20 protein-coding genes are annotated in these 20,130 nt (G+C 69.6%); 13 read left to right on the top strand and 7 right to left on the bottom strand.

Annotated elements, in window-relative coordinates:
* Nucleotides 1-105 precede the first annotated feature (105 nt).
* From M0G41_RS16950 to M0G41_RS16930, 5 genes are all read left to right on the top strand, one after another.
* Nucleotides 106-528 carry a GntR family transcriptional regulator gene (locus tag M0G41_RS16950; RefSeq protein ID WP_248211229.1) on the top strand — a complete coding sequence of 141 codons (423 nt, stop codon included), beginning with the start codon at nucleotides 106-108 and terminating at the stop codon, nucleotides 526-528.
* Nucleotides 525-1,409 (top strand): ATP-binding cassette domain-containing protein, encoded by an 885-nt coding sequence (locus tag M0G41_RS16945; RefSeq protein ID WP_248211227.1) that lies wholly within the window; start codon nucleotides 525-527, stop codon nucleotides 1,407-1,409. Before M0G41_RS16950 ends, M0G41_RS16945 begins: the two co-directional genes overlap by 4 nt.
* Nucleotides 1,406-2,086: a hypothetical protein gene (locus M0G41_RS16940; protein ID WP_248211226.1), complete on the top strand. Its 681-nt coding sequence runs from the start codon at nucleotides 1,406-1,408 to the stop codon at nucleotides 2,084-2,086. Before M0G41_RS16945 ends, M0G41_RS16940 begins: the two co-directional genes overlap by 4 nt.
* Before the next feature lie 21 nt (nucleotides 2,087-2,107).
* Entirely contained in the window at nucleotides 2,108-3,223 is a 1,116-nt protein-coding gene (locus M0G41_RS16935; protein WP_248211224.1) for an acyltransferase family protein, read from the top strand.
* A 149-nt stretch (nucleotides 3,224-3,372) separates the two neighbouring features.
* Nucleotides 3,373-4,077 carry a hypothetical protein gene (locus M0G41_RS16930; RefSeq protein WP_248211222.1) on the top strand — a complete coding sequence of 235 codons (705 nt, stop codon included), beginning with the start codon at nucleotides 3,373-3,375 and terminating at the stop codon, nucleotides 4,075-4,077.
* A 343-nt stretch (nucleotides 4,078-4,420) separates the two neighbouring features.
* Here the strand turns inward: M0G41_RS16930 and M0G41_RS16925 are convergent, their stop codons facing one another.
* From M0G41_RS16925 to M0G41_RS16915, 3 genes are all read right to left on the bottom strand, one after another.
* Complete coding sequence (locus M0G41_RS16925) at nucleotides 4,421-4,963, bottom strand: REP-associated tyrosine transposase (RefSeq protein WP_248211220.1); 543 nt, start codon at nucleotides 4,961-4,963, stop codon at nucleotides 4,421-4,423.
* A gap of 795 nt (nucleotides 4,964-5,758) precedes the next feature.
* The gene (locus M0G41_RS16920; protein WP_248211219.1) at nucleotides 5,759-6,238 is read right to left on the bottom strand and encodes a DUF3592 domain-containing protein; all 480 of its coding nucleotides are present in this window, start codon (nucleotides 6,236-6,238) and stop codon (nucleotides 5,759-5,761) included.
* A gap of 43 nt (nucleotides 6,239-6,281) precedes the next feature.
* Nucleotides 6,282-6,725, bottom strand: coding sequence for a hypothetical protein (locus M0G41_RS16915; protein ID WP_248211218.1), 444 nt, complete (start codon nucleotides 6,723-6,725; stop codon nucleotides 6,282-6,284).
* 229 nt (nucleotides 6,726-6,954) lie between these two features.
* Here M0G41_RS16915 and M0G41_RS16910 point away from each other — a divergent pair, with 229 nt between their 5' ends.
* The 4 genes from M0G41_RS16910 to M0G41_RS16895 all read left to right on the top strand — a co-directional run bounded on the left by M0G41_RS16910 (nucleotide 6,955) and on the right by M0G41_RS16895 (nucleotide 12,080).
* The gene (locus M0G41_RS16910; RefSeq protein ID WP_248211217.1) at nucleotides 6,955-8,064 is read left to right on the top strand and encodes a transporter substrate-binding domain-containing protein; all 1,110 of its coding nucleotides are present in this window, start codon (nucleotides 6,955-6,957) and stop codon (nucleotides 8,062-8,064) included.
* 184 nt (nucleotides 8,065-8,248) lie between these two features.
* On the top strand, nucleotides 8,249-9,181 hold the full coding sequence (locus M0G41_RS16905; RefSeq protein WP_248211216.1) for an alpha/beta hydrolase: 933 nt from the start codon (nucleotides 8,249-8,251) through the stop codon (nucleotides 9,179-9,181).
* A gap of 201 nt (nucleotides 9,182-9,382) precedes the next feature.
* A complete protein-coding gene (locus tag M0G41_RS16900) occupies nucleotides 9,383-10,711 on the top strand; it encodes a hypothetical protein (protein WP_248211215.1) in 1,329 nt (442 codons plus the stop codon).
* 97 nt (nucleotides 10,712-10,808) lie between these two features.
* Entirely contained in the window at nucleotides 10,809-12,080 is a 1,272-nt protein-coding gene (locus M0G41_RS16895; protein WP_248211213.1) for a J domain-containing protein, read from the top strand.
* Between the two features lie 100 nt (nucleotides 12,081-12,180).
* Here the strand turns inward: M0G41_RS16895 and M0G41_RS16890 are convergent, their stop codons facing one another.
* Nucleotides 12,181-13,536, bottom strand: a complete 1,356-nt coding sequence (locus M0G41_RS16890) for a hypothetical protein (RefSeq protein WP_248211211.1) — start codon at nucleotides 13,534-13,536, stop codon at nucleotides 12,181-12,183.
* A gap of 430 nt (nucleotides 13,537-13,966) precedes the next feature.
* Between M0G41_RS16890 and M0G41_RS16885 the strand changes: the two genes are divergently transcribed.
* Together M0G41_RS16885 and M0G41_RS18945 are read left to right on the top strand one after the other, a co-directional pair.
* Entirely contained in the window at nucleotides 13,967-14,407 is a 441-nt protein-coding gene (locus tag M0G41_RS16885) for a DUF3592 domain-containing protein (RefSeq protein WP_248211209.1), read from the top strand.
* A gap of 238 nt (nucleotides 14,408-14,645) precedes the next feature.
* On the top strand, nucleotides 14,646-14,825 hold the full coding sequence (locus tag M0G41_RS18945) for an anthrone oxygenase family protein (RefSeq protein ID WP_425511272.1): 180 nt from the start codon (nucleotides 14,646-14,648) through the stop codon (nucleotides 14,823-14,825).
* A 131-nt stretch (nucleotides 14,826-14,956) separates the two neighbouring features.
* Here the strand turns inward: M0G41_RS18945 and M0G41_RS16880 are convergent, their stop codons facing one another.
* Entirely contained in the window at nucleotides 14,957-16,174 is a 1,218-nt protein-coding gene (locus M0G41_RS16880) for a DUF1996 domain-containing protein (RefSeq protein WP_248211207.1), read from the bottom strand.
* Nucleotides 16,175-16,245: 71 nt separating this feature from the next.
* Nucleotides 16,246-16,638 carry a hypothetical protein gene (locus M0G41_RS16875; protein ID WP_248211205.1) on the bottom strand — a complete coding sequence of 131 codons (393 nt, stop codon included), beginning with the start codon at nucleotides 16,636-16,638 and terminating at the stop codon, nucleotides 16,246-16,248.
* A gap of 168 nt (nucleotides 16,639-16,806) precedes the next feature.
* Between M0G41_RS16875 and M0G41_RS16870 the strand changes: the two genes are divergently transcribed.
* Nucleotides 16,807-18,246: an ATP-binding protein gene (locus M0G41_RS16870; protein ID WP_248211203.1), complete on the top strand. Its 1,440-nt coding sequence runs from the start codon at nucleotides 16,807-16,809 to the stop codon at nucleotides 18,244-18,246.
* Nucleotides 18,243-18,920: a response regulator gene (locus M0G41_RS16865; RefSeq protein WP_248211201.1), complete on the top strand. Its 678-nt coding sequence runs from the start codon at nucleotides 18,243-18,245 to the stop codon at nucleotides 18,918-18,920. The genes M0G41_RS16870 and M0G41_RS16865 overlap by 4 nt, the downstream gene beginning before the upstream one ends.
* Before the next feature lie 368 nt (nucleotides 18,921-19,288).
* Here the strand turns inward: M0G41_RS16865 and M0G41_RS16860 are convergent, their stop codons facing one another.
* Nucleotides 19,289-20,071: a hypothetical protein gene (locus M0G41_RS16860; protein WP_248211200.1), complete on the bottom strand. Its 783-nt coding sequence runs from the start codon at nucleotides 20,069-20,071 to the stop codon at nucleotides 19,289-19,291.
* Between the last annotated feature and the right edge of the window lie 59 nt (nucleotides 20,072-20,130).

Below are 20,130 nucleotides of genomic sequence, written 5' to 3'. Positions count from 1 at the left end.
TTCGTTCGCTTCGTCGACCCTGTCGCCCACCGCGACGGCGGGGCGAGCTTGCACGGCCGTCGGCCACTGTGCATACTGTGTATGTGCAATATACACAGTGAGTGCATGAGTTCGCAGCTGCTGCTTTCTCCCGATGATCCGCGGCCGATGTACCAGCAGATCGTCGACCAGATCACCGCCCGGGTCATGGCCGGCGACTGGGCGCCGGGCAGCAGCCTGCCCTCGATCCGCGAGCTGGCCGCGGACAGCCAGGTCAGCGTGATCACCGTCCGCCGCGCCTACGAGGAGCTGGAGCGCGCCGGGGTGATCGCCACGCGACAGGGCCGCGGATCGGTGGTGGCGGAACAGCGTGCCCTGCCCACCCGGCTGATGCAGGAAGAGCTGGCCCGCGCCATCGAGGCCCTGCTGGTCTGCGCGGGGCGCCTCGGCCTGTCGCCCGAGGCCGTGCTGCAGCAGGTCGCGCAGGCGCTTGAGGAGGGCGGAAAGCCCCCCGCCCCCACCCACCGTTCCACCGGAGATTCCCGATGACCGTCGCCTTCTCGCTATCCGGCGTTGCCAAGCACTATCCCGAGTTCTCCCTGCGCGACATCAACCTGGACCTGCCGGCGGGCGAGGTGATGGGCCTGGTCGGCGTCAATGGTGCCGGCAAGACCACCCTGCTGCGCCTGCTCTCGGGGCTTGCCGCTGCGGATGCCGGCGAGGTGACCGTGTTGGGGCACCGCCTGCCCGAGGCCCAGGTCGAGGCCAAGCGCGACATGGGCTTTGCCTCCGAGGACATGCGCCTGTACCGCAGCCAGACGCTGCGCTGGCACATGGACCTGATCCGGGCCATCTATCCGGACTGGGATTCCGCCTACGCCGACCACCTGCTCAGGCGCTTCGACCTCCGCGTGGACCAGCGTCTAGGCGGCTACTCCCACGGGCAGCGCGTCAAGGCCATGCTGCTGCTGAGCCTGGCCCGTCGCCCGCGACTGCTGCTCCTCGACGAGCCCACCACCGGGCTCGATCCGGTGGCCCGCGCCGAGGTCCTCGAAGCCCTGTCCGACGTGCTCCGCGACGCCGCCCGCAGCGTGCTGTTCTCGTCCCACAACACCCAGGACGTGGAGCAGTTGGCCGACACCATCACCTTCCTGCACGCCGGGCGGATGATCGCCTCCTCCGACAAGGAGCGCTTCCTCGACAGCTGGCGCCGGGTCAGCTGCGAGGGACACGCGCCCGAAGGACTTTCCGACTGGCCCGAGGTGGCCATGGTGCGCCACAGCGGAAGCCTGATCGAGATCAAGACGCGCGCCTGGGACGCGCAGTTCCCGGCGCGGCTCGACGAGGCGGGTCTCAAGGTCCAGCGCGTCGACCGCATGGCGCTGGAAGACATCTTCGTCACCGCAGTCCGCTCGGGAGGTGCCGCATGAAACTCAATCTGCCGGTGGTCCGCCTGCTGATCCAGAAGGACTGGCAGCTGTTCCAGAAGCAGCTGGCGCTGTTCGTGCTGGGCGGCATCGTCGCGCTGGCTCTGATCGGCCTTGCCCGGCCCTGGTCGTTCTACCTCGGTTCGCTGCTGCTGATCGTGGTCGTGGTGGCGGCGGCCTGCTTCTCGATCTCCACCGCCCTGGTCGACGAGCGCAAGCAGCAGACGCTGGCCTTCGTGATGAGCCTGCCGGTGGCACCGATCGACTTCACCGCGGCCAAGCTGGGAGCCAACCTGCTGACCTTCGGCGTGCCGTTCGCCGTGCTGCTCACCGGCACGCTGGCCTGCATCCTGCAGACGCCGCTGCCGAACGGCCTGGTGGTGCTGGCCTGCCTGCTGTTCGCCTACGTGCTGTTCGCCTACAGCCTGTCGCTGGCGGTGGCGATGTCGGTGGAATCGGAAGGCTGGAACATCTTCACCATGATCGTCAGCATGGTGATGATCAACCCCTTCCTGATGGGCCTGTCGCAGATCGAGGCGATCAGCGGTGGCGGCTACCGCGAGGCTGTGGTGAGCTGGAGCCCGGCAGCGCTCGGCATCCTGTTCGGGCTGCTGGCCGCCACGCTGGTGATCTTCGTGGCCACCGCCTGGCATCACGCGCGCAAGCCGGCCTTCTACTGAGTGGCCGGGACATCGCCGGACATGGCCAGCTCGCCGCGCCTGCACTACTTCGACCATCTGCGCGCGCTGGCCATGCTGGCCGGAGTGCTGTTCCACGCGGCCCTCGCCTACAGCCCGCTGATGCAGCCGCTGTTCCCGACCGCCGACCGTGAGACCTCGGCCTGGATCGATGCTCCACTGTGGCTGCTGCATCTGTTCCGCATGCCGCTGTTCTTTGCCGTGTCGGGGTTCTTCGCCGCCCTGCTGGTCGAGCGACTGGGCGGCGCGGCCACCGCCCGCCAGCGGGTCCGCCGGATCGCGCTGCCCTTCCTGATCGCCTGGCCGATCGTGATCTGGGCGCTGGATGCCTCCACCGCCTGGGCGATGCGCCACGTCGAGCATCCGTCGGCCCTGCTGATCTTCCTGCGGGACTGGGAGGCCCGCGAGGATGCGCCGCCGCTGCCGCCCGGCACGGCCCACCTGTGGTTCCTCTACTATCTGATCTGGTTCGGCCTGCTGCACTGGATCGCCCGCACTCTCGGCGCAAAACTCGCCTGGAGCGCGCAGCTGTTCCGCAGCCGTCCGGGCCTGTTGCTCGTCCTGCCCCTGCTGATCTGCCCGGCGCTGGCTTCGGTCAGCACGCCGCACCCGGCGCCCGAGGGCCTGCTGCCGCAGTTCTGGGCGCTCGGCTACTACGGTGCCTTCTACCTGCTGGGCATGCACCTGCACGATGAGCCCGGCCTGCTCGATCGCCTTCGGCCCTTGCTCGCCCCGCTGCTGATCGCCAGCGCGCTCGGCTACGCGCTGTTCTACTGGCAGCTGCCGGCGGCGATCAATCCGCTGCAGCCGGAGACCGCCTCCTGGCCGATGGCCCTGCTGCAGGCCGTGCTCAGCGTCTGGCTGACCCTGTGTTGCCTGCTGCTCGGCAAGGCCCTGCTCGACCGACCCAACACATGGCTTCGCCCTCTGTCGCGCAGCGCCTACTGGACCTATCTGATCCACCTGCCCCTGCTGTTCGCCATCCAGTACCCGCTGATGAACCTCGATGCGCCGTGGTGGGCCAAGTTCGGCTTCGCCAGCTGCGCAACGCTGGCCCTGTGCTTTCTCAGCTACCGCTGGCTGGTCCAGCCGACCCGGATGGCGCGCTTCGTCGGCTGAGGCTGGAGCACGAGGGCGCGCCATCGGACAGGTGCCGCACGGAACCCACCGCTGCGCTTGGAGCGCCAGTCAGGCCCGCGCCACGGCGCCGCCCGCGAATCGCCACAATCGATACTCAAGATCAGCTCACCCTTCTCCGGAGCCTGACCATGCACCGCCCGATTCTCGCCCTGCTCTGTCTTGCGGCCGCCGGCGGCTGCCTTGCCGAGGCGCCCACCGGCGCCTTCATGGCCCTAGGCAATGGCGGACAGTTCGCCGCCGGCAGCTTTCCGAAGACAGATGACTGGCTGGGTCTTGAGTGCGACGGGAACGGCTGCTCGCTGAATCAGGTCTACCCGGCCATCGGTCGGGGTGCAATGCGCAATATCCTCGATGAGGACGAGCCCACCGATGTCGTCCACGTCCACGGCCCGGTGATCGCGGTGTTCAGCGGGCTGCCTGCGCTGCGCAATCCGGTCGCCACCTGGGGCCGCGACCCGGTCCTCGCCTCGCCGTATGCGGGCGGCGAGGCACAGGGTCGATTCGACCTGCCGCTGGGGGAGAAGGGCCTGCACTGGGAATGGCAGCGCAGCGAGGACGGCCACCAGTTCCAGCACCGCCTGACCGACGGTGAGCGCAGCCAGGTCCTCTTCGAGCTTCCGGCCGAGGGCCACTACGGCGGCGATACCAGCACACCAGCCCTGAACTGGATCGGCGACATCGATGGCGACGGCCGCCTCGACCTGCTGCTCAGCCTGCCCGACGACAGTTGCAGCTTCGATCAGCGCCTGTACCTGTCCAGTCTCGCTGCCCCAGGCGAATGGCTCGGCCTTGCCGCCCGGTTCGCAGGCGACCACCCCGCCTGCGGTTGCTGAAGCGCCCCCCAGCATGCCCATAGGGTGCGGCTCGCCGCACCGACGCCCCTGTCGAACTGCCTCGACGTCGCGCCAAACCCGGACCCCACACGCGCCAAGGCCAATCACAAGATCGCCGTCGACACGCTCACTACCTCGGTTCAACGACGGTGCGGTGAACCGCACCCTATGCCTGAGGAACCCCACCCCGATCATTCCCATAGGGTGCGGCTAGCCGCACCGACGCCCCTGTCGAACTGCCTCGACGCTGCGGCAAGCCCCGCCCCGCGCACAGCGACCTGCGACAACAACGCGCCCGCCAAACCGAACGGCGCAGTTCAACGACGGTGCGGCCAACCGCACCCTATTCGCCTTTGGGAACTGGGGCATTCTGCGGCGCTGTGGACGCCGGCGCCGCCCAGTCCGGGGCCAGCAAGCCCTGGCGCACGTGTCGGTGGAACGACGAGTACGGCCAGTCGTTAGCCCGGTCGACCAGCCCATGTCTGACCGGATTGCCGTGTACGTAATCGACATGTGCCTGCAAGTCGCGCTCATCGGTGATCCAGCGTTCCCAGAATCGCCGCTGCCAGATGCTGCGCTCGCCTCGGTGCCCCCTCGATCGCGAGCGCGCCGCCTCCATGGGCAGCGCCCGGGAGAATCCGGCCTTGATCGCGCCCCAGCGACGGGCGTTGTCGGCATCCCCTTCCGGCAGCTTCCAGATGCAGTGAAGGTGGTTGGGCAGAACCACGGCCGCGATCAGCCCGAACGGCCGAACGGCGCGCGCGTCGCGGAATGCCCCACGCAGCGCATCGACATGTTCAACCAGCAGCCGGCTGTCCCGATCCACCAGGTTGACGGTGAAGAAGTAGGTGCCTCCCGGCACCCTCGCGCGTCGATAGTTCGGCATCCATCCAGCCTGCCGACCGCCCCCGAGGCCCACCATCGGAAACCGCCGCGTCCCGCCGTAGGATTCAGCCCCACCATAGGGTGCGGCTCGCCGCACCGACGCGCATGTCGAGCTACATCGACGACAAGCCACTCCCCGCCCACGCCCACCGCGTCCCGCGACGAGAACGCGCTTGCCAATCCGGCCGGTCCGGTTCAACAACCGTCCACCGCACGCCATAGGGTGCGGTTCACCGCACCGACGTACCTGCCGAGCTGCCTCGACGTTGCGGCCAAGCCCGTCCCTCGTGCGTCGCGACTAACCATAGAGCGTTGTCGCCAGGGCCGCCGGCGCGGCTGAACGAGGGTGCGGCCAGCCGCACCCCATGGCATCCAGCCGGAGACACCGGTGCGCTTGGCGAGCCTTCTTGACCGAACGGCAATCCCTCATGCGAACCACGACCAGCGACAACATCCCGCTCGCCAGATTGCCGGGCCGATTCAACAACGGTGCGGTCCGCCGCACGCCATAGGGTGCGGTTCACCGCACCGACGCGCCGTCGAGCTTCTTCGAGGTTGCGGCCACTCCCGCGCCGCGTGCGCCGCGACTGACCACAAGAGCGGTGTCGCCGATACCGCGGACGCGGTTCGACGACTATCTTTCAAGCCACGCCGCCCCTGGCGGATGGCTGTTCCTTGCCGCCCGGTTCGCGGGCGACCATCCCGCCCGCGGATGTTGAGCCGGCCGCATCATGGGTCCATGCCGACGGCCGCAGCAGGCGCGACCTTGGATGCTCCCCGGTCCTGTCAGACGCTCCTAGACGACCTGCGGACCTTTCCCCTGCGGCGGGGGGCGTCGCCGCGGCTTGGGACGCCGCAGGGAATACGCATACAGCGCCGCACCCAGCAGCAGGCAGAGCACACCACCGACCACCGTCGCCTGATCCCGCCCGTCCAAGGCTCGCACCTGTCCGAGCCCGCCCAGCGTGTAGATCGCGGGATCGTCCGGCACATAGGCCAGGGTCACGCTATCGCCCTCGGCCAGGCTGGCGAACTGCTCAGCCGTCATCCTTACCTTGATCGACTGCTCGGGCTGATCCGCGGGCACCAACTGCGCGCTAAAGGACTCCTGCCCAGCGCGGCCCTTGGCTTCCTTGTGATGGACCCTTGCCTGCACCTCGACGCCTTCGGAAAGCAGGACATGATGCTCGTAGAAAAGCCACAGGCCCATGGCAAGCAACAGGGCGCCGATGGCAAGGAGGGTCAGCGAGACATAGCGCGACACGGGGGTTTTCATGGCGGCGGACTATACCGGAGCTGCAGGCCGCCGGCGCGCCGCCTCAGCGCCCGCGCGAGATCGTGAACTTGCCGAAGGCGATGCCGAGGTCCCAGCCCTTGCCGGTGCCGCTCAGTGCAAGCGACACCTCGCCCTTGGTCACCACCTGGCCCTTGGCCGCGGCGCCGGCGCCGGCGCTGGCCTCGGCACTGATGTAGGTGCCCAGCAGTTCGTTGATGTCCTTCACGCCGGAAAACTCACCCACGCCATCGGTCAGGGTCGACTTGCCGATCGCCAGGCCGCCGCCGCGGGCTTCCAGGCGCACGGCCATGCTCTGCCCGTTGTTGCAGCGGATCACGCCCTCGCCGCTTGACGACTTGTAGAACACCGACCAGCTGCTGAGGTCGAAGCGCATCTCGCAGTCGATGTCCTTGGCCGAGGTCGGCGCGGCCGGGAGCAGCGCGCAGGCGGCGCAGAGGACGAGTGAGGGAACGAGCGATCGTTTCATGAGGGCACTCCACGGCAGTGAGGACACGGGCCGGTACCGGCCCTTTACCCATGCTAGCAACCGCTGTGCCATCCGCGGATCCGCATCCGGAGCGCGGCGACGGCAGTCGATACCGGCTTCTACGACGTGCGACTTGCAGTCCTCTCCCGGCCCCTGCATGCGCTGTGCAAGACCGCGATGCGAGCCGCGCGACTTGCGCCCCACCGGCCGCTGCGGCAGCGTAGACCCCATGAGCGTGCACCTGATCGCCCCGCGACGCGTCCTCCTCTACCTGCTGCTGGCTCTTCTGCCTTTGGCCGCGATGGGGCAGGACGCAGCGCATCCCCCCGATGCCGATACGCCGCTCGAAGTCGGCGTGCGCGTTGCGCCGCCCTTTGTCATCGACCAGGGCGAGGGCCGCTATGGCGGCATCGCGGTGGCGCTCTGGGAGGGCATCGCCCGGGCCAATGGCTGGCAGTACCGCTACCGGCCGGTTGGCCTCGATGAACTCTTCGTTTCGCTCGAGGCCGGCGAGATCGACGTCGGCCTCGGCGCGCTGACGGTGACCGCCGAGCGCGAGCAGCGCGTGGACTTCTCGCACAGCTTCCATGCCGACGGGCTGGCCATCGCGGTCAACCAGACACAGGGCGGTGGCGTATGGGAGATCCTGCGTCGGTTCTTCTCCTGGCAGTTCTTCGCGGTGATCGCCAGCCTCTGCGCCACCCTCGCGGCCATCGGCGTTCTGGCCTGGTGGTTCGAGCGCCGGGCCAACCCCGAGCAGTTCGGCGGGCGCGCGATCAACGGCATCGGCAACGGCTTCTGGTGGGCGGCGGTGACCATGGCCACGGTCGGCTATGGCGACAAGGCCCCGGTGACCCTGGCCGGACGCATCCTCGGTCTGATCTGGATGTTCGCCGCCATCCTGCTGGTGGCGAGCTTCACCGCAAGCATCACCGCCGCACTGACCGTGGGCGCGCTGGACGGCCGCGTGCAGGGCGCCGACGACCTGCCCCAGGTCCGCGTCGCGACCATCGCCTCCAGCACCAGCGCCGAGTGGCTCGAACAGCGCGGCGTAGACGCCGTCGAAGCCGCCAGTCTCGACCCGCTGCTCCGCGATCTGGCGGATAACCGCGTCGACGCCGTGGTCTACGACGCGCCGATCCTTGCCTACCACCTCGGGGCCCAGCAGGACGCCGCCCTGCGCCTGCTCCCCGGGCGCTTCGACAAGCAGCACTACGCCATCGCCCTGGCGCCACACAGCCCGCTGCGCGAGGTGCTCAACCGCAGCCTGCTGGAAGAGATCGACCGCGAGACCTGGCGCCGGCGCATGGCACGCGAGCTGGGCACCGACGAATCGTAGGGCGCGCTTCGAAGCGCCGCGGTCGCGCCGCGGTCGAAGAAACGACGCGACCGTCGGCATGGCACCGTCGCCCCCTCGTCACGCCTACCGGCTGCTGAAGCCCCCATCGGATGCCGATTGCCGAGCACCCGGGCGTTCGGGGAATATCGTCCCGCCGCCTGAGCGGCTTACCGGACCCTTCCGCTTGAACACCCCGCTTCGAGTTCCTGCCGTCGCGCTGCGCGGCGTCCTGCTGTTCGCCCTCCTGCTGATGCTTGCCGGCTGCAAGACCATGACGGTCGGCGAGAAGAACATCCTGCGCAAGACGCCGGACCCCGAGGGCACCACGCCCATCGAGGTCACCCTGGCGTCCCAGCCCCTGCCCTTCAAGGTCCACGAGATACGCGCCCATGACGGCACCCCGCTGCACGCCGTCCAGGTGCTGCGCGGTGCCGACTTCCCGACCCTGCTGTACTTCGGCGGCAATGTCAGCCGACTGAGCCGTGACCTGCCCTTCCTGCTCGGGGAAACCGGGGACATGGAGCTCAACCTGCTGGCCATCGAGCACCGCGGCAATGGCCGCTCGGGCGGCGAGGCCAGCCTGGCGACCTGGTTCCACGACGCGCTTGCCGCGCACGACTACGCCCGCGATGTCCTGGGCATTCCGTCGGAACGCCTGGTAGTGCATGGCTTCTCGATGGGCAGCATGAAGGCCAGCTATGTCGCCCTGCACCGCCCCGTCGCGGGCCTGGTGCTGGAAGGCAGCGTCAGCACCGCCGAGGCCTGGGCCGACAGCCTGATGCCTTGGTATGCCGCCCCCTTCGTCAGGGTCGAGCTGGCCGACAACCTGCGCGGCCAGGGCGCCCTGTACGCGGTCAAGCGTCAGCCTGCCCCCCTGCTGGTCATCGTCGGCAGCCGTGACAAGCAGACCCGTCCTATCCTGTCGGAGCAGCTGTTCGAGGCCGCGCAGCAAGCCGGCCGACCGGCGGAACTGCTGGTGGTGAAGGGCGCCGGCCACGGTAATGCCATGGCCGATGCCGGCACCCAGGCGCGCTACAAGGCCTGGCTGCAGGATCTTTTCGCCGCAAAGTCCGCATCCCGCGAAGTCGCCTCGATCACGAGCGCCTCCGGCGGCTGAACACGCGGCAGCTTCGGCTGCCGCGGCCCGGCGCCCCCTGACCTGCGTGGCCCCGCCTGGGTCAGGGGGGCGCTCCGCCCTGCGGCGCCGCAGCCTGGCGCAGGGTTCGAGCCCCGCTGCGGCTGCCGCGATGCCATGACGACGAGTGCGCGAAGCCGTTAGCATGGCTCCGGGGGTCACCCGGGCAAGGAGCTTGATCGCATGTGGCGCTGGCTGAAGCGGATCCTGCTGCTGCTCTTGGCTCTCGTCCTGCTCTGGCTGGCGATCAGCCTCAGCGGATTGCTGCCGCGGCTCAGCGCCGAGCAGGCGGGCGAGCTTTCCGACCTGCGATTGCCGCCGCAGGACGCCGTGGGCGAGCGCAACGCGCTGGAACTGATCTGGTCGCTGTCCTACGAGGTACCGCCCGCGCAGCGCGCCGAGGTGATGCGCGAGGACGCCGCCGCGCTGGACGCCTGGCAACCCGAGGACGGCGACATGCCGACCAGCGTCGCCGCGGAGCGCTATCCGCGCCGCGAGCCCGCTGACGCCCCGAAACTGCCTGCCTGCGACCTGGACTGCCTCGAGGCGGTGCGCGCTGATCCCGAGGCCTGGCGCGCCGCGGTTGCGGCCCGCACCTCGCGACTCGAAGCGCTGACGTCACTGTCCGAGTACGACCACCAGCGCCTGCCCTACCGCTTGACCCTTGCATCGCCGATTCCCCCCTATCAGGAGACCGGCAGCCTGCAGGTGGCTGCCGCGGCGCTGCGCTATGTCGAGGGCGACGCCGCCGGCGCGCTGCAGTCACTCTGCCAGGGCACCGCGGACTGGCGCGCCCTGCGCGGCCGCAGCGATTCAATGATTGGAGAGATGATCAATCTCGCCTGGCTGCGCCGCGGGATCCAGCTCTTTGCCGATATCCGCGCCGAGCTTCCGGTCGACTTTCCGCTGCCCAGTTCCTGCGAGCACGCATTCGCTCCGCCGCGCCCAGAAGAACGCATGAGCTGCGACGTGTTCCGCACCGAATTCCAGGCCCTCGAGCACACGCTTGAGCGGGGACCATCGGGGATGCTTGGACCCGAGGGCAGCCTGGTCGAGACGATCACCGAGTGGAGCATGAATCGCGAGGCGAGCCTCGCCCTGATCGTCGGCAGCTATCGCGACGCCTGCGAGAACCTTCCGCGCCCGGTCAAAGCCTGGTCCGAAGCCCCCACCGATCTCGTCTGCCCGCTGACGCACCTGGTGTTCAACCCTGTCGGCTGCTACGTCGCACGGATCAGCGGCCCGAGCTACCGCGACTACCTGCGCCGCGAGCGCGACCTTGAAGGCCACCTGCGTCTGCTCTCGCTGGCAGACCAGCTGGCCAGGCAGCCGGATCCGGGCGAGGCATTGACCAATCACCCGGAATGGCTGAGCAATTTCGAGCAGCCGGTGCGCCTTGAACAGGACACGCTGATCCTCGACCTGCTGCAGCCCCGGCCGTACGGACCCGCCTCGCTGCGGATCCCGCTGCCGGGCAGTCGGTTCGCGCCCGGCGGAGCGTCCGAACCGTAGGCGCCCGGCATCCTGCAGCTTGATCGGCGGCTGAAGCCGTCGCACCCTTGTCGCTTGGCCAGGCTGAAGCCGCCTCTCCACCCCTTTCCGGAATCCCATGCCTGAAGCCACTGCGCAGCCTTCCCTGTTCGGCCTCGAGGATGCGAGCGCGCTGCCCGTGGCCGTATCCGGCTCGCCCCGTCAGCTGAGCAAGGCGCAGAAGGAGTTCAATCGCCTGAGTGCCGGCCTCGAGTCCGCACGGAGGGAGCTCGAAACCCTGCAGGGCGAGAACGAGCGGCTGCGGCAGCGCTGGCTGGACGAGTCCGCGCCCCGGCTGGCCGCGCTGGACCGGGCAATCCGCGCCCTGATCGCCGATCTCGACGCGACCCTGCGCCGTCCGCCGCCGGGCGCCGCGCTCAGGAAACGCGGTCGGCAAGCCCTGACCGACTATCTGCTCGAACTGATCGAGGAGCGCCTGGAGCGTGGCGATGGCCGCGACCGGGACCTGCTCGAGGCGATCTACGACCGCCACAGCGAGGTCTCCCTGTCCGACTTGCGCGAAGAGCACGAGGCCGGCCTGCGCGACGAGCTCGAGTCCTTCGCCGAAGAGCTGGGCATCGAGGTCGAGGAAGACAGCGACGAAGACGCGCTGCGCGAGCACATCGAGGAGGCCCTTCGCGCACGCGCGGCCGCCGAGGCCGCCGAAGCCACGCAGCGCGCCGAGAAGCGGCGGCAGAGCAGACCGGCGAAAGAGCGGGCCGCCGCAGCGCGCCGCGAGCAGGCGCTGCACGATGCCGGGCAGTCGCTGCGCGATGTGTTCCGCCGCCTGGCCAGCGCCCTGCATCCCGACCGCGAGACCGATCCCGCCGAGCGCGCACGCAAGACCGAGCTGATGCAGCAGGCCAACCGGGCCTATGAAGCGAAGGACCTGATGGCCCTGTTCCGCCTGCAGGTCGAGGCCGACCAGCTCGACCCCGAGCGGCTTGCCGCTGTCCCCGAGGAGCGGCTTCGTGGATACAGCCTGCTGCTCAAGGAGCAGCTGGCGACGATCAGGGCGGAGATCGCCAACCTGCAGTCCGCCCTGCTCGACGTGTTCGACATGCCGTATGCCGCCCTGCGTCGCTTCGACACCCGCAGCCTGGACCACAGCCTCAACGAGCAGCTGGCCGATCTGCGCCGGATCGAGCAGGCGCACCTGCGCGAACGCGAGCTCCTCGCCAGCCCCGGCGGGCTGCGCGTCCTACTCGTTGAACTGAGCGAGCGGCAGAGGCAGGCCGATCTTGAGGAAGCCGACGCCCTGGCCGCCCTGTTCGACCTGATCGAGGACGACATGGTCCCCGCCGGCCGACAGCGGCAGGCAGCAAGGGGTCGGAAGGGAAAGCGGGCCTAGGCCGCGGCCGGCGCAGGTAGCGGGGAGGCTCGTACCGCGCCCAGATCGCCGGCACTCGAATCACTGCGCCGACAACCTGCGAGGATGCCGACGCTTGCGCCTACGGCGCCTGCACGAGCGGTTTGAGCGGTTCGGCGAACGAGTAGTTGGCCAGCACCCCACCACCCAGGTTGCCATTGACGAAGCGGCTGAGTCGCAGCCCGATCACCGGCAGCCCCGGCAGGATCACCTGCTGCCCGTCATCCGCCCTGCGCAGGGGCAGGCCGGGCAGTGCGTCGCCGGCGAAGCGGACACGCGCCGCAGTCTCATCAAGGCCATCGATGGCGACAAAGGGCAGCAGGCCCACCTGAGGACAGACGGCCGCCTCGGTGCGCTGCGGCGGCGGCGGCGGATCGCTTTGTGGATCGAACAGCGGCTGTCCGTCCGCGCGCCGGCGCGAGAGCTTCAGCTTCTGGCAGGCGCCTTCCGGGGTGAACGCCTCGCTGAATGGTGCAACCGGCCCTCCACCGTCGAACAGCGATCCCGGAAGCGCGGCGACGTAGGCATGCCGGGTCGGAAACGCGATCAGCCAATCGGTCGCGGCGCCAATCGACGGGTCGTTGGCGACATCACCCTCCAGCCCCGTCGCCATGAACAGCGCGCTCACCGCGTCCGGCCCGCGCGCCTCGGATACTGCGTAGCGCGCGCTCGGCGTCGCCAACAGAAGCTCTCCACCGGGCGTTTCGGCGAGGGGCGTGGAGAAGCGTGGCAGAGGGTCGTCGGGAAGCACCACGCTCACCCGATTGAAGAAGCCGCGGATCGCAGTGCCCTCATAGGAGAGCACGGTGCCCGCCGACACCTCCACGATCTGCATCGACGCCGACAGCGCAGCGCTCGGCGGTCCGTGCAAGGGCTGCAGCGCCGAGATGACGCTCGCCCGCTCGCCGAGATAACGCTCCTGGATCGAACGGCACTCCAGCTCGTCGACCTCGTCGGCAAAAGGGCCGAGGGGCGCTGCAAACCCAAGCACCTCGACCGCACCAGCGCGGGTGCGCCCGACGTCGCCCGGTCCCCCATCGGGATAGCGGACGTCATAGTCGAAGACACGGAAGCGGGCAAAGCCCGGCGCGCTGCCGGCCAGGATCGGCACGGTGCAGACAGATGATGCGCTGACCAGCTCGGCGCCGCCTTCGGCGGACTCGATGACGGCGGCGGTCCAGGTGCCCTGGGCCGGCAACGCAAGGTTCAGGCTCAGCACGCTCTGGCCGTTGAGCGACTCGACAAAGCGGACCTGGGCCAGCGCCGGGTGATCCGCGTGATTGCGCACCGTCAGCAGGCTGGCCGCCCCGCCCTCGACGGTGTAGTAGGGCAGATACAGCGCATCGCCCCGGCCATCCGACGCACGGATCATCTCGGCGAGCGCGGTGCTTGGCAGCAGCGCAAACGCGAGGGCGAAGATCCCGATGCCTGGCTTCATGATGGGCTCCAGGTGTTGACGGCGCACTTGGAGATGCCGGCAGCTGGGGCGCGGTGATATCCCCAAGTGCGGAGCCGAAACATATCACTTCACCGCCGGGTCGTCCGGGTTGGCTGCCGCAGGCACTCTGGCGATGCGGCAACAGGAGCATCGCGACGACGCCCACACCACGGCGGGGCGCAGACCCACCCAGGGATTGGATCGCTCAGCCCTTGCGCTGCGCCATCTGAGTTGATCGCTGGCGGCGCCCATTCCAGCCATGGACCAACCATCCTGCACTCCGCGGCGGTGCGGCTCGGGAGACATCCGGACCGGTACATGGGCCGCAGCTGGCCGCGGCCAAGAAAACCCCCTTCGAACCCCGTGGTGCTGCGCCGAGCGCCAGTGCCGCCTACACTGTCGGTGCACGCCACTCCACGGGGAAGGTGCGATGGGCAGGGGATGGTCACTTCTGTTCGGCATCGGCTTTCTGGTCGGGGCCGCCTGGGCCTCGCAGCGCTCACTCGAGTACCGGCGCCACGGCGTGGTGGTCGAGGGCGAGGTGGTGAAGGTGGATGCCCGGGTCACCCGGGACGGCTCAAGCCTCAGCTACAGCGAACGGGCCGTGGTCCGCTACACGCCGAGCAACGGCGGGCCGGCGCGTACGCTGGAGTTCCACTGGGCCACTCCGCTGCTGGGCGGCCATGAGCCGGGTGAGCGCGTGCGTGTCCGCTACCTGCCGGACGAGGCCGACGCGGCGCGGGAGGACAGCCTGCTCTTTGACTGGCTGTTGCCGGTCGTGCTCGCCTGCCTGGGCCTGGCCGGACTTACCGGACGCCTGCGCTGGTCCCGCCACGAAGAACATGTGCTGTGGCGAAGCTCGGACAACTAGCCCGGACAACCGTTGGGCAACGCGACTGATTCCGGCGGCCGGGCAGGAAGATCAGGGCTTCGGGCTGCTGCACCTGCCCCTCCTCGGCGGTCAGGCGAGCAAGTTCGCCTCCACGGGGGGGCTTGCCCGGTCTGTGATATCCGGGCCCGTTCTTCATCGAAGGCTGCAAGACGTTTGGGTTGCAGGGGCGGACAGACTTCGCGAGCCATGAACAGCTTCCTTCCTTTCGTCGACCGCGGTGACCAGGATCCCGCTGAACAAGGCGTTGAAGCGGCTGTCGATCAGCGAGCCTCAGGTCAGCGAAGCCGAAGCGGAGCGAAGGATGTTCGAGCGGCGATGGAATGCCTCCAACCGCGTGCGCACCATGTTGGCCTGCCTGGCGTCCGCGCTGCTGCTGACCCCGCTGCGGAGGCCGTAGTCCCCGGGGCGGAAGTGCGCATCGACACCTGGGCGGGCGCGCCGCACGACGGCAGATCCATCCGCCCGGCCAGCCTGGCGCGAATGGCAGGGGGGAGCGGCAGGCCAGCCCCCCCTGAACCCGCAGGCGGGTCAGCGCGAGTGGGCGCTGCCGGCTTCGAACCCGTGCGCGAAAAGGTGGTCGGGGTCGTGCATTGCGCCGCGGCCCTGGTTGATGATCGGCTGCGCCAGCTGGTTGCCCGGAGCGGTGCCCGAGAGCCGGAAGCCGTTGGCCAGGTTGCCGTCGTGGCAGTCCTTGGCTGCCTTGATGCAGCTATCGATCAGCGCCTGCATGGCTTCGACGTGCCAGCCATTGATCCAGTCGCCGTGCAGCGAATAGCCGCCGGGGTTCTGGTCATTGACCGTGTAGCCATCGGCAGCAAGCCGCCAGCCGCGACTGCTTCGGGTGACCGGGTCGTAGTTGTCCGGGCGCACGCCGAACGCGTAGTGGTAGCTGACCCGCGGCAGGGCCACCGGATGGCTTGCCGGGCAGCGGGTCACACCGGCGACCGTTTCCGGGTAGGCCATGTGCGACTTGTGGTCGGGCGAGTCGAGGTCGACGCCGTTCCAGCAGCTGGGGAAGAACAGGTCGAAGCGCAGCCGGTCGGGCGCCCGGCACTCGGGAATGAAGCCGCGAAAATCCGGATTGGTGGCGTCATTGGCGTTCCATGACTGGCAGTGCCAGCGCGCCACCGTGGTCGGCTGCGGCGCACCGGGCAGGGTGCTGCCGGTGCCGGCGATGATCGACAGGCCGGGCGGCGGCGCCTGGATGCTCTGCAGGTTGTCGACGCCCGCCGAGTAGTAGAAGACCTCATGGGCCACGTCGTCATTGCCGACCACCGCGTCGACGACCTTCCAGGCCGGTTCGCCATCGGCGTCCAGCTGGCGGATGCCCTGGCTGTCATACAGCGGCGCCAGCAGCGCGGGCACCCAGTAGGCGCTGCGGTTGAGCTGGTTGCCCTGGCAGCTGGACACCCGCTGCCCGGACGGAAGCGCGACATACAGATCTTCCGCGCGTGTATGCGCATCGGCGTCGAAGAAGCCGTAGAAGTTGTGGTAATGCGCGCGGTCCGGCTGGCCGGGAAAGACCAGCGGGTCGTCATAGGCGGCATGCGAGAAATCGCAGTTGATGCGGAAGATGCCACGCCAGCTGTTTGGCGCGACGGCGGCCGGCTGCACGGCGGTGGGAATCAGGTCGGGATGCCGCTCGCTGAAGATGTCGGCGAAGACCGGCGGGCTGAGCGCGAGTCCGGCCAGCAGCGCGGCGGCGGCGCGCGGATCACGTTGCGAAGAAGCAGGGCGCATATTCATTGTCGCTCCGGGTGTCGGTGTCACGGACGGCGGGCCATCCATTGGATCGCCCGCCGTGCACATCGCGGGCATCAGCCCTCGCCGCGCTGCGCTCCGCGGCCGGCAGGCCGCCGCTCGCGCTGGGCCCTGCGCTCGGCCTTCATGGCGTCGAACTTGGCCTGCTGCTCGGCATCGAGGATCGCCGCGATCTGCTCCTCGAAGGCTTCCCTGTCGGCCCTGCGCGCCTCGCGCCGCTGCTCGCGCGCTTCCCGACCGATCTCGCGCCGGGCCTCCAGCTCCTCACGCTTGGCCTCCAGCATGTTGCGCAGCTGCGCCTGCTGCTGTGGCGAGAGTTCCAGAATCACGCTGAGGTTCTGCAGGTGGGCCTCCGGGTCGGGACGCTCACGGGGTGCGGGCTGGGCGAGGGCCCAGCCGCAGGCGACAGTGCTTGCGATGACGAGGCTGATCAAGGTCGTGCGTTTCATGGCTGGCTCCTGGGTCGGGCCGCGCTGTTCGCGGCAGGATCAGCTTCGCCGCGCGACGCGCAGAACCCGGGCAGGAATCGTGGAGATTCGATGGAGAATCGGCTTTGAGCTTGGCGAGCGCGCCGACGCAGCGGCGATACTGCGGCCGAACCATCTAAAGGAGCCCCCATGCGCCCCCGCCTCTGGCACCGCTGGTTGCTGCTGTCCGCCGGACTGGTGCTGCTGGCGCTTGTCGCCCTGCTCTGGGCCCAGTCGCGCGGCTTCGAGCAGGGACTGCTGGGCTATGCGCGCACGCTGGAGGCGGCCCGCCTGCCCGCGATCGCCGAGCGTCTCGCCGGCGAATACCGGGAGGTCGGCAGCTGGCGGCGGCTGGAACGCCAGCCGCGGCGCTGGCTGCGTATCGTGCGGCCGGGGGAAGACGGCCCGCCCCTCCCGCCTCCGCCCCGCGAGCGCGGGCTGCGGGCCCCGGGGAGCGAGCCGCGAGCGGAGCCGCCCCCGGGCCGGGGCCCGCGCGGAGGGGCGCTGGATCTGCTGCAGCGGCTCAGCCTGCTCGACGCCGACGGTCGCCTGCTGAACGGCCCGGTCCCCGGCCCCGACGCGCTGCGCTGGCCGATCGAACTCGATGGCGTGCGCATCGGCGAGCTGGCCCTGATGCCGATGCCCGAGCTCTACGAGTCCGCCGCCCTCGATTTCGCCAAGGCGCAGCGCGAGCGCGCGCTGTGGATTGCGCTGCCGGTGCTGCTGCTCGCGGTGCTGGCCTCCTGGGCGCTGTCGCGCCGCATGCTGCGCCGCCTCGACACCCTGGCGCTGGCCAGCCGGCGCCTCGCCGGCGGCGACTACGGCGTCCGCGTCGGCGCCCAGGGTCGGGACGAACTCGGCGAGCTGGCAAGCGACTTCGACCGCATGGCGGCGTCGCTGCAGCAGGCGCAGCAGGCCCGCGACCGCTGGATTGCCGACATCTCGCACGAGCTGCGCACGCCGCTGACCATCCTGCGCGGTGAGCTGCAGGCCCTGCAGGACGGCATCCGCCCGCTGGATGGCGCCGCACTGGGTTCGCTGCTGGCCGAAGCCGAGCGCCTGTCGCAGCGGATCGATGATCTCTACGCGCTGGCCCTGTCCGACAGTGGCGGCCTGCGCTACCGGTTTGCGGAGGTAGATCTCGCAGCGCTGGTCGCAGCGGTGGCCGAGTCCCGACGCGGACTGTTCCAGCAGGCCGGCCTGCAGCTCAGCTGCCAGACCGAGCCCGACACGCCGCCGCTGCGCGGGGACGCCGCCCGCCTCGAGCAGCTGGTCGAGAACCTGCTCGGCAATGCCCTGCGCTACACCGATGCGCCGGGCGAGGTGCGGCTGCAGCTGCGGGCCGATGCTGGCCTCGCACGCCTGCAGTGTGATGACAGCGCGCCCGGCGTGTCGACGGATGAGCTGCCGCACCTTCTTGAGCGCCACTTCCGCGCCGGCAGCGGAGAGCCCCGCGTCGGCGGCGCCGGCCTCGGGCTGGCCATCTGCCGCAATATCGTCGAGGCGCACGGCGGCAGGATCGAGGTCGCGGCCTCGCCGCTCGGCGGCTTGCGGGTCACGGTGGAACTGCCGGTGGTGCCCTCGACATGAGCGCCAGGGTCATGGTGATCGAGGACGAGGCGAAGATCGCCGCCCTGCTGCGCGACTATCTGGAAGCCGCCGGCTACGCGGTGCGCGTCTGCGCCGAGGGCGTCGACGCCGTTAGCCAGACGCTCGGCTGGCCGGCGGACATGGTCGTACTCGACGTCAACCTGCCGGGCAAGGATGGCTTCACGATCTGCCGCGAGCTGCGCGCGGCAAGCGACCTGCCGATCCTGATGCTGACCGCCCGCGTCGAGGAGATCGATCGCGTGCTCGGCCTCGAACTCGGTGCGGACGACTACGTCTGCAAACCGTTCTCGCCGCGCGAGGTGGTGGCCCGGGTGCGCGCCCAGCTGCGCCGCAGCCAGGGCATGCCGGGCGAGCGCGCAGCCGCCGGCCCGCTGCGCATCGACGCGGCCGCCCACGAGGCGCTGCTCAACGGCTCACCGCTGGCCCTGACCCCGGTCGAGTTTCGCCTGCTGAAGGCGCTGGCTGCGCGGCCCGGCAGCGTGCTCAGTCGCGCCCAGCTGATCGATGCCGCCTACGCCGACCATCGCATCGTCAGCGAGCGCACCATGGACAGCCACCTGAAGAACTTGCGCCGCAAGCTGCAGGAGGCCGGCGGCGAGGCGGTCGGCATCGAAGGGGTCTACGGGGTGGGCTACAAGCTGGTGCTGGACTAGGCCAGCGATATCGCCCGCGTGGATCGGCCACCCCGGCTGTGCTGCGCCTGCCGCCCGCGCGCGCCTTCTGTGGCAGGGCCCTTGGACGCGACCGCGGAGATCCGCGCTGACCGCGGTCGGCGGTGGGAGCAAGACCCTCCGGTCGCGCCCCGGGGCGCTCCTGCCATGGCACCGAGGCGAACCGAAGCGTTGTGCACGGACTTAACGCTCCGTATCGCCCAGTCCCGACCGGACTCACTCCTTGCGGCCTACAGCGCTCCGTCGCTGCCCCGGGTCACCGGAACAGGTGTCCGATGCTGCACGGAAGGGCTGCACCGCGCGCTGCATCGGGTGTCCACCTTCAGCCGGAGCGCGCGACTTGCAGCCTGCTACACCTCCACCGACAGCCCGACCAACCTCCACTCCAAGCCCTCGTACACGTACTGCTGTTTGAATACCACGGGGTTGGGCGTGGTGGGATAGCGGCCCTTGAGCGTCAGCACGCCGTGCTCATCGACGCCAGAGCCCGCGTCGAGGACGGGCTCCATGTCATACAGGACACGCATGTCCGCATTGGCCTTGAACCAGGACTCGAAGGCCCGGTTGAGGTCCTCCACGCTGTGCTGGATCCGCCAACGCTCGGACCCGTGCTGGTGCAACTGCTCCATGCTGCCGGCCATCACCGACCCGGCAAAGGCGCGGGTGGTCTCCGCGACCAGCGCCCGCGCCGCCTGGTCATCCGGTGCCGGAGGCGGGCTTTTGGCATTCGCATCGGAGCGCAGCCCCGGCGTGTCGGCGTTGAGGCCGTGGATCTTCCAGCCGTCAGCCTCGCGCACCAGGTGGACGGTCAGGGGAACGACAAGACCCGCGTGGGTGGTCACCGTGCCGCTGAGCTCGCCGCGCTGGCCGCTGATCGAGCGCGAGCCCCAGCTTGCCTCGCGGAAGTCATCGAGCCCGCGCTGCTGCAGGAACCGCTCAAGCACTTCGGGCGCGGTGTTGGCCCGGAACCCAGCCGAAAGCAACGCATTCGCACGCTCGCGGTCGCCGTCGCGGACGGCGCCGAGAAAGTCCTCGGTCACCCGCGGCAGGTCCGCGGTGGCATAGAGGACCACGCCGACCAGCGCGCCTATCCCCAACAGGATGCCCAACGCGATCTTGATGCCCTTGCTCATGGCGATTGCCTCCCCTACGGATGTTCACTGCCTGGACGAAGCGTCGACGCGCGGTCGGG

This window comes from Pseudomarimonas salicorniae (assembly GCF_023156535.1).
Lineage (GTDB): Bacteria > Pseudomonadota > Gammaproteobacteria > Xanthomonadales > Xanthomonadaceae > Pseudomarimonas > Pseudomarimonas salicorniae.
Note: the sequence above shows the minus strand (reverse complement) of the source record. Positions and strands in the feature narration are given on the sequence as shown.

Coding starts and splice junctions, on each gene's coding strand:
- M0G41_RS16910 (WP_248211217.1), top strand. CDS start 6,955: ATGAGCGTGCACCTGATCGCCCCGCGACGCGTCCTCCTCTACCTGCTG.
- M0G41_RS16865 (WP_248211201.1), top strand. CDS start 18,243: ATGAGCGCCAGGGTCATGGTGATCGAGGACGAGGCGAAGATCGCCGCC.
- M0G41_RS16920 (WP_248211219.1), bottom strand. CDS start 6,238: ATGAAAACCCCCGTGTCGCGCTATGTCTCGCTGACCCTCCTTGCCATC.
- M0G41_RS16915 (WP_248211218.1), bottom strand. CDS start 6,725: ATGAAACGATCGCTCGTTCCCTCACTCGTCCTCTGCGCCGCCTGCGCG.
- M0G41_RS16870 (WP_248211203.1), top strand. CDS start 16,807: ATGCGCCCCCGCCTCTGGCACCGCTGGTTGCTGCTGTCCGCCGGACTG.
- M0G41_RS16900 (WP_248211215.1), top strand. CDS start 9,383: ATGTGGCGCTGGCTGAAGCGGATCCTGCTGCTGCTCTTGGCTCTCGTC.
- M0G41_RS16880 (WP_248211207.1), bottom strand. CDS start 16,174: ATGAATATGCGCCCTGCTTCTTCGCAACGTGATCCGCGCGCCGCCGCC.
- M0G41_RS16930 (WP_248211222.1), top strand. CDS start 3,373: ATGCACCGCCCGATTCTCGCCCTGCTCTGTCTTGCGGCCGCCGGCGGC.
- M0G41_RS16875 (WP_248211205.1), bottom strand. CDS start 16,638: ATGAAACGCACGACCTTGATCAGCCTCGTCATCGCAAGCACTGTCGCC.
- M0G41_RS16945 (WP_248211227.1), top strand. CDS start 525: ATGACCGTCGCCTTCTCGCTATCCGGCGTTGCCAAGCACTATCCCGAG.
- M0G41_RS16950 (WP_248211229.1), top strand. CDS start 106: ATGAGTTCGCAGCTGCTGCTTTCTCCCGATGATCCGCGGCCGATGTAC.
- M0G41_RS16935 (WP_248211224.1), top strand. CDS start 2,108: ATGGCCAGCTCGCCGCGCCTGCACTACTTCGACCATCTGCGCGCGCTG.
- M0G41_RS16940 (WP_248211226.1), top strand. CDS start 1,406: ATGAAACTCAATCTGCCGGTGGTCCGCCTGCTGATCCAGAAGGACTGG.
- M0G41_RS16895 (WP_248211213.1), top strand. CDS start 10,809: ATGCCTGAAGCCACTGCGCAGCCTTCCCTGTTCGGCCTCGAGGATGCG.
- M0G41_RS16925 (WP_248211220.1), bottom strand. CDS start 4,963: ATGCCGAACTATCGACGCGCGAGGGTGCCGGGAGGCACCTACTTCTTC.
- M0G41_RS16890 (WP_248211211.1), bottom strand. CDS start 13,536: ATGAAGCCAGGCATCGGGATCTTCGCCCTCGCGTTTGCGCTGCTGCCA.
- M0G41_RS16885 (WP_248211209.1), top strand. CDS start 13,967: ATGGGCAGGGGATGGTCACTTCTGTTCGGCATCGGCTTTCTGGTCGGG.
- M0G41_RS16860 (WP_248211200.1), bottom strand. CDS start 20,071: ATGAGCAAGGGCATCAAGATCGCGTTGGGCATCCTGTTGGGGATAGGC.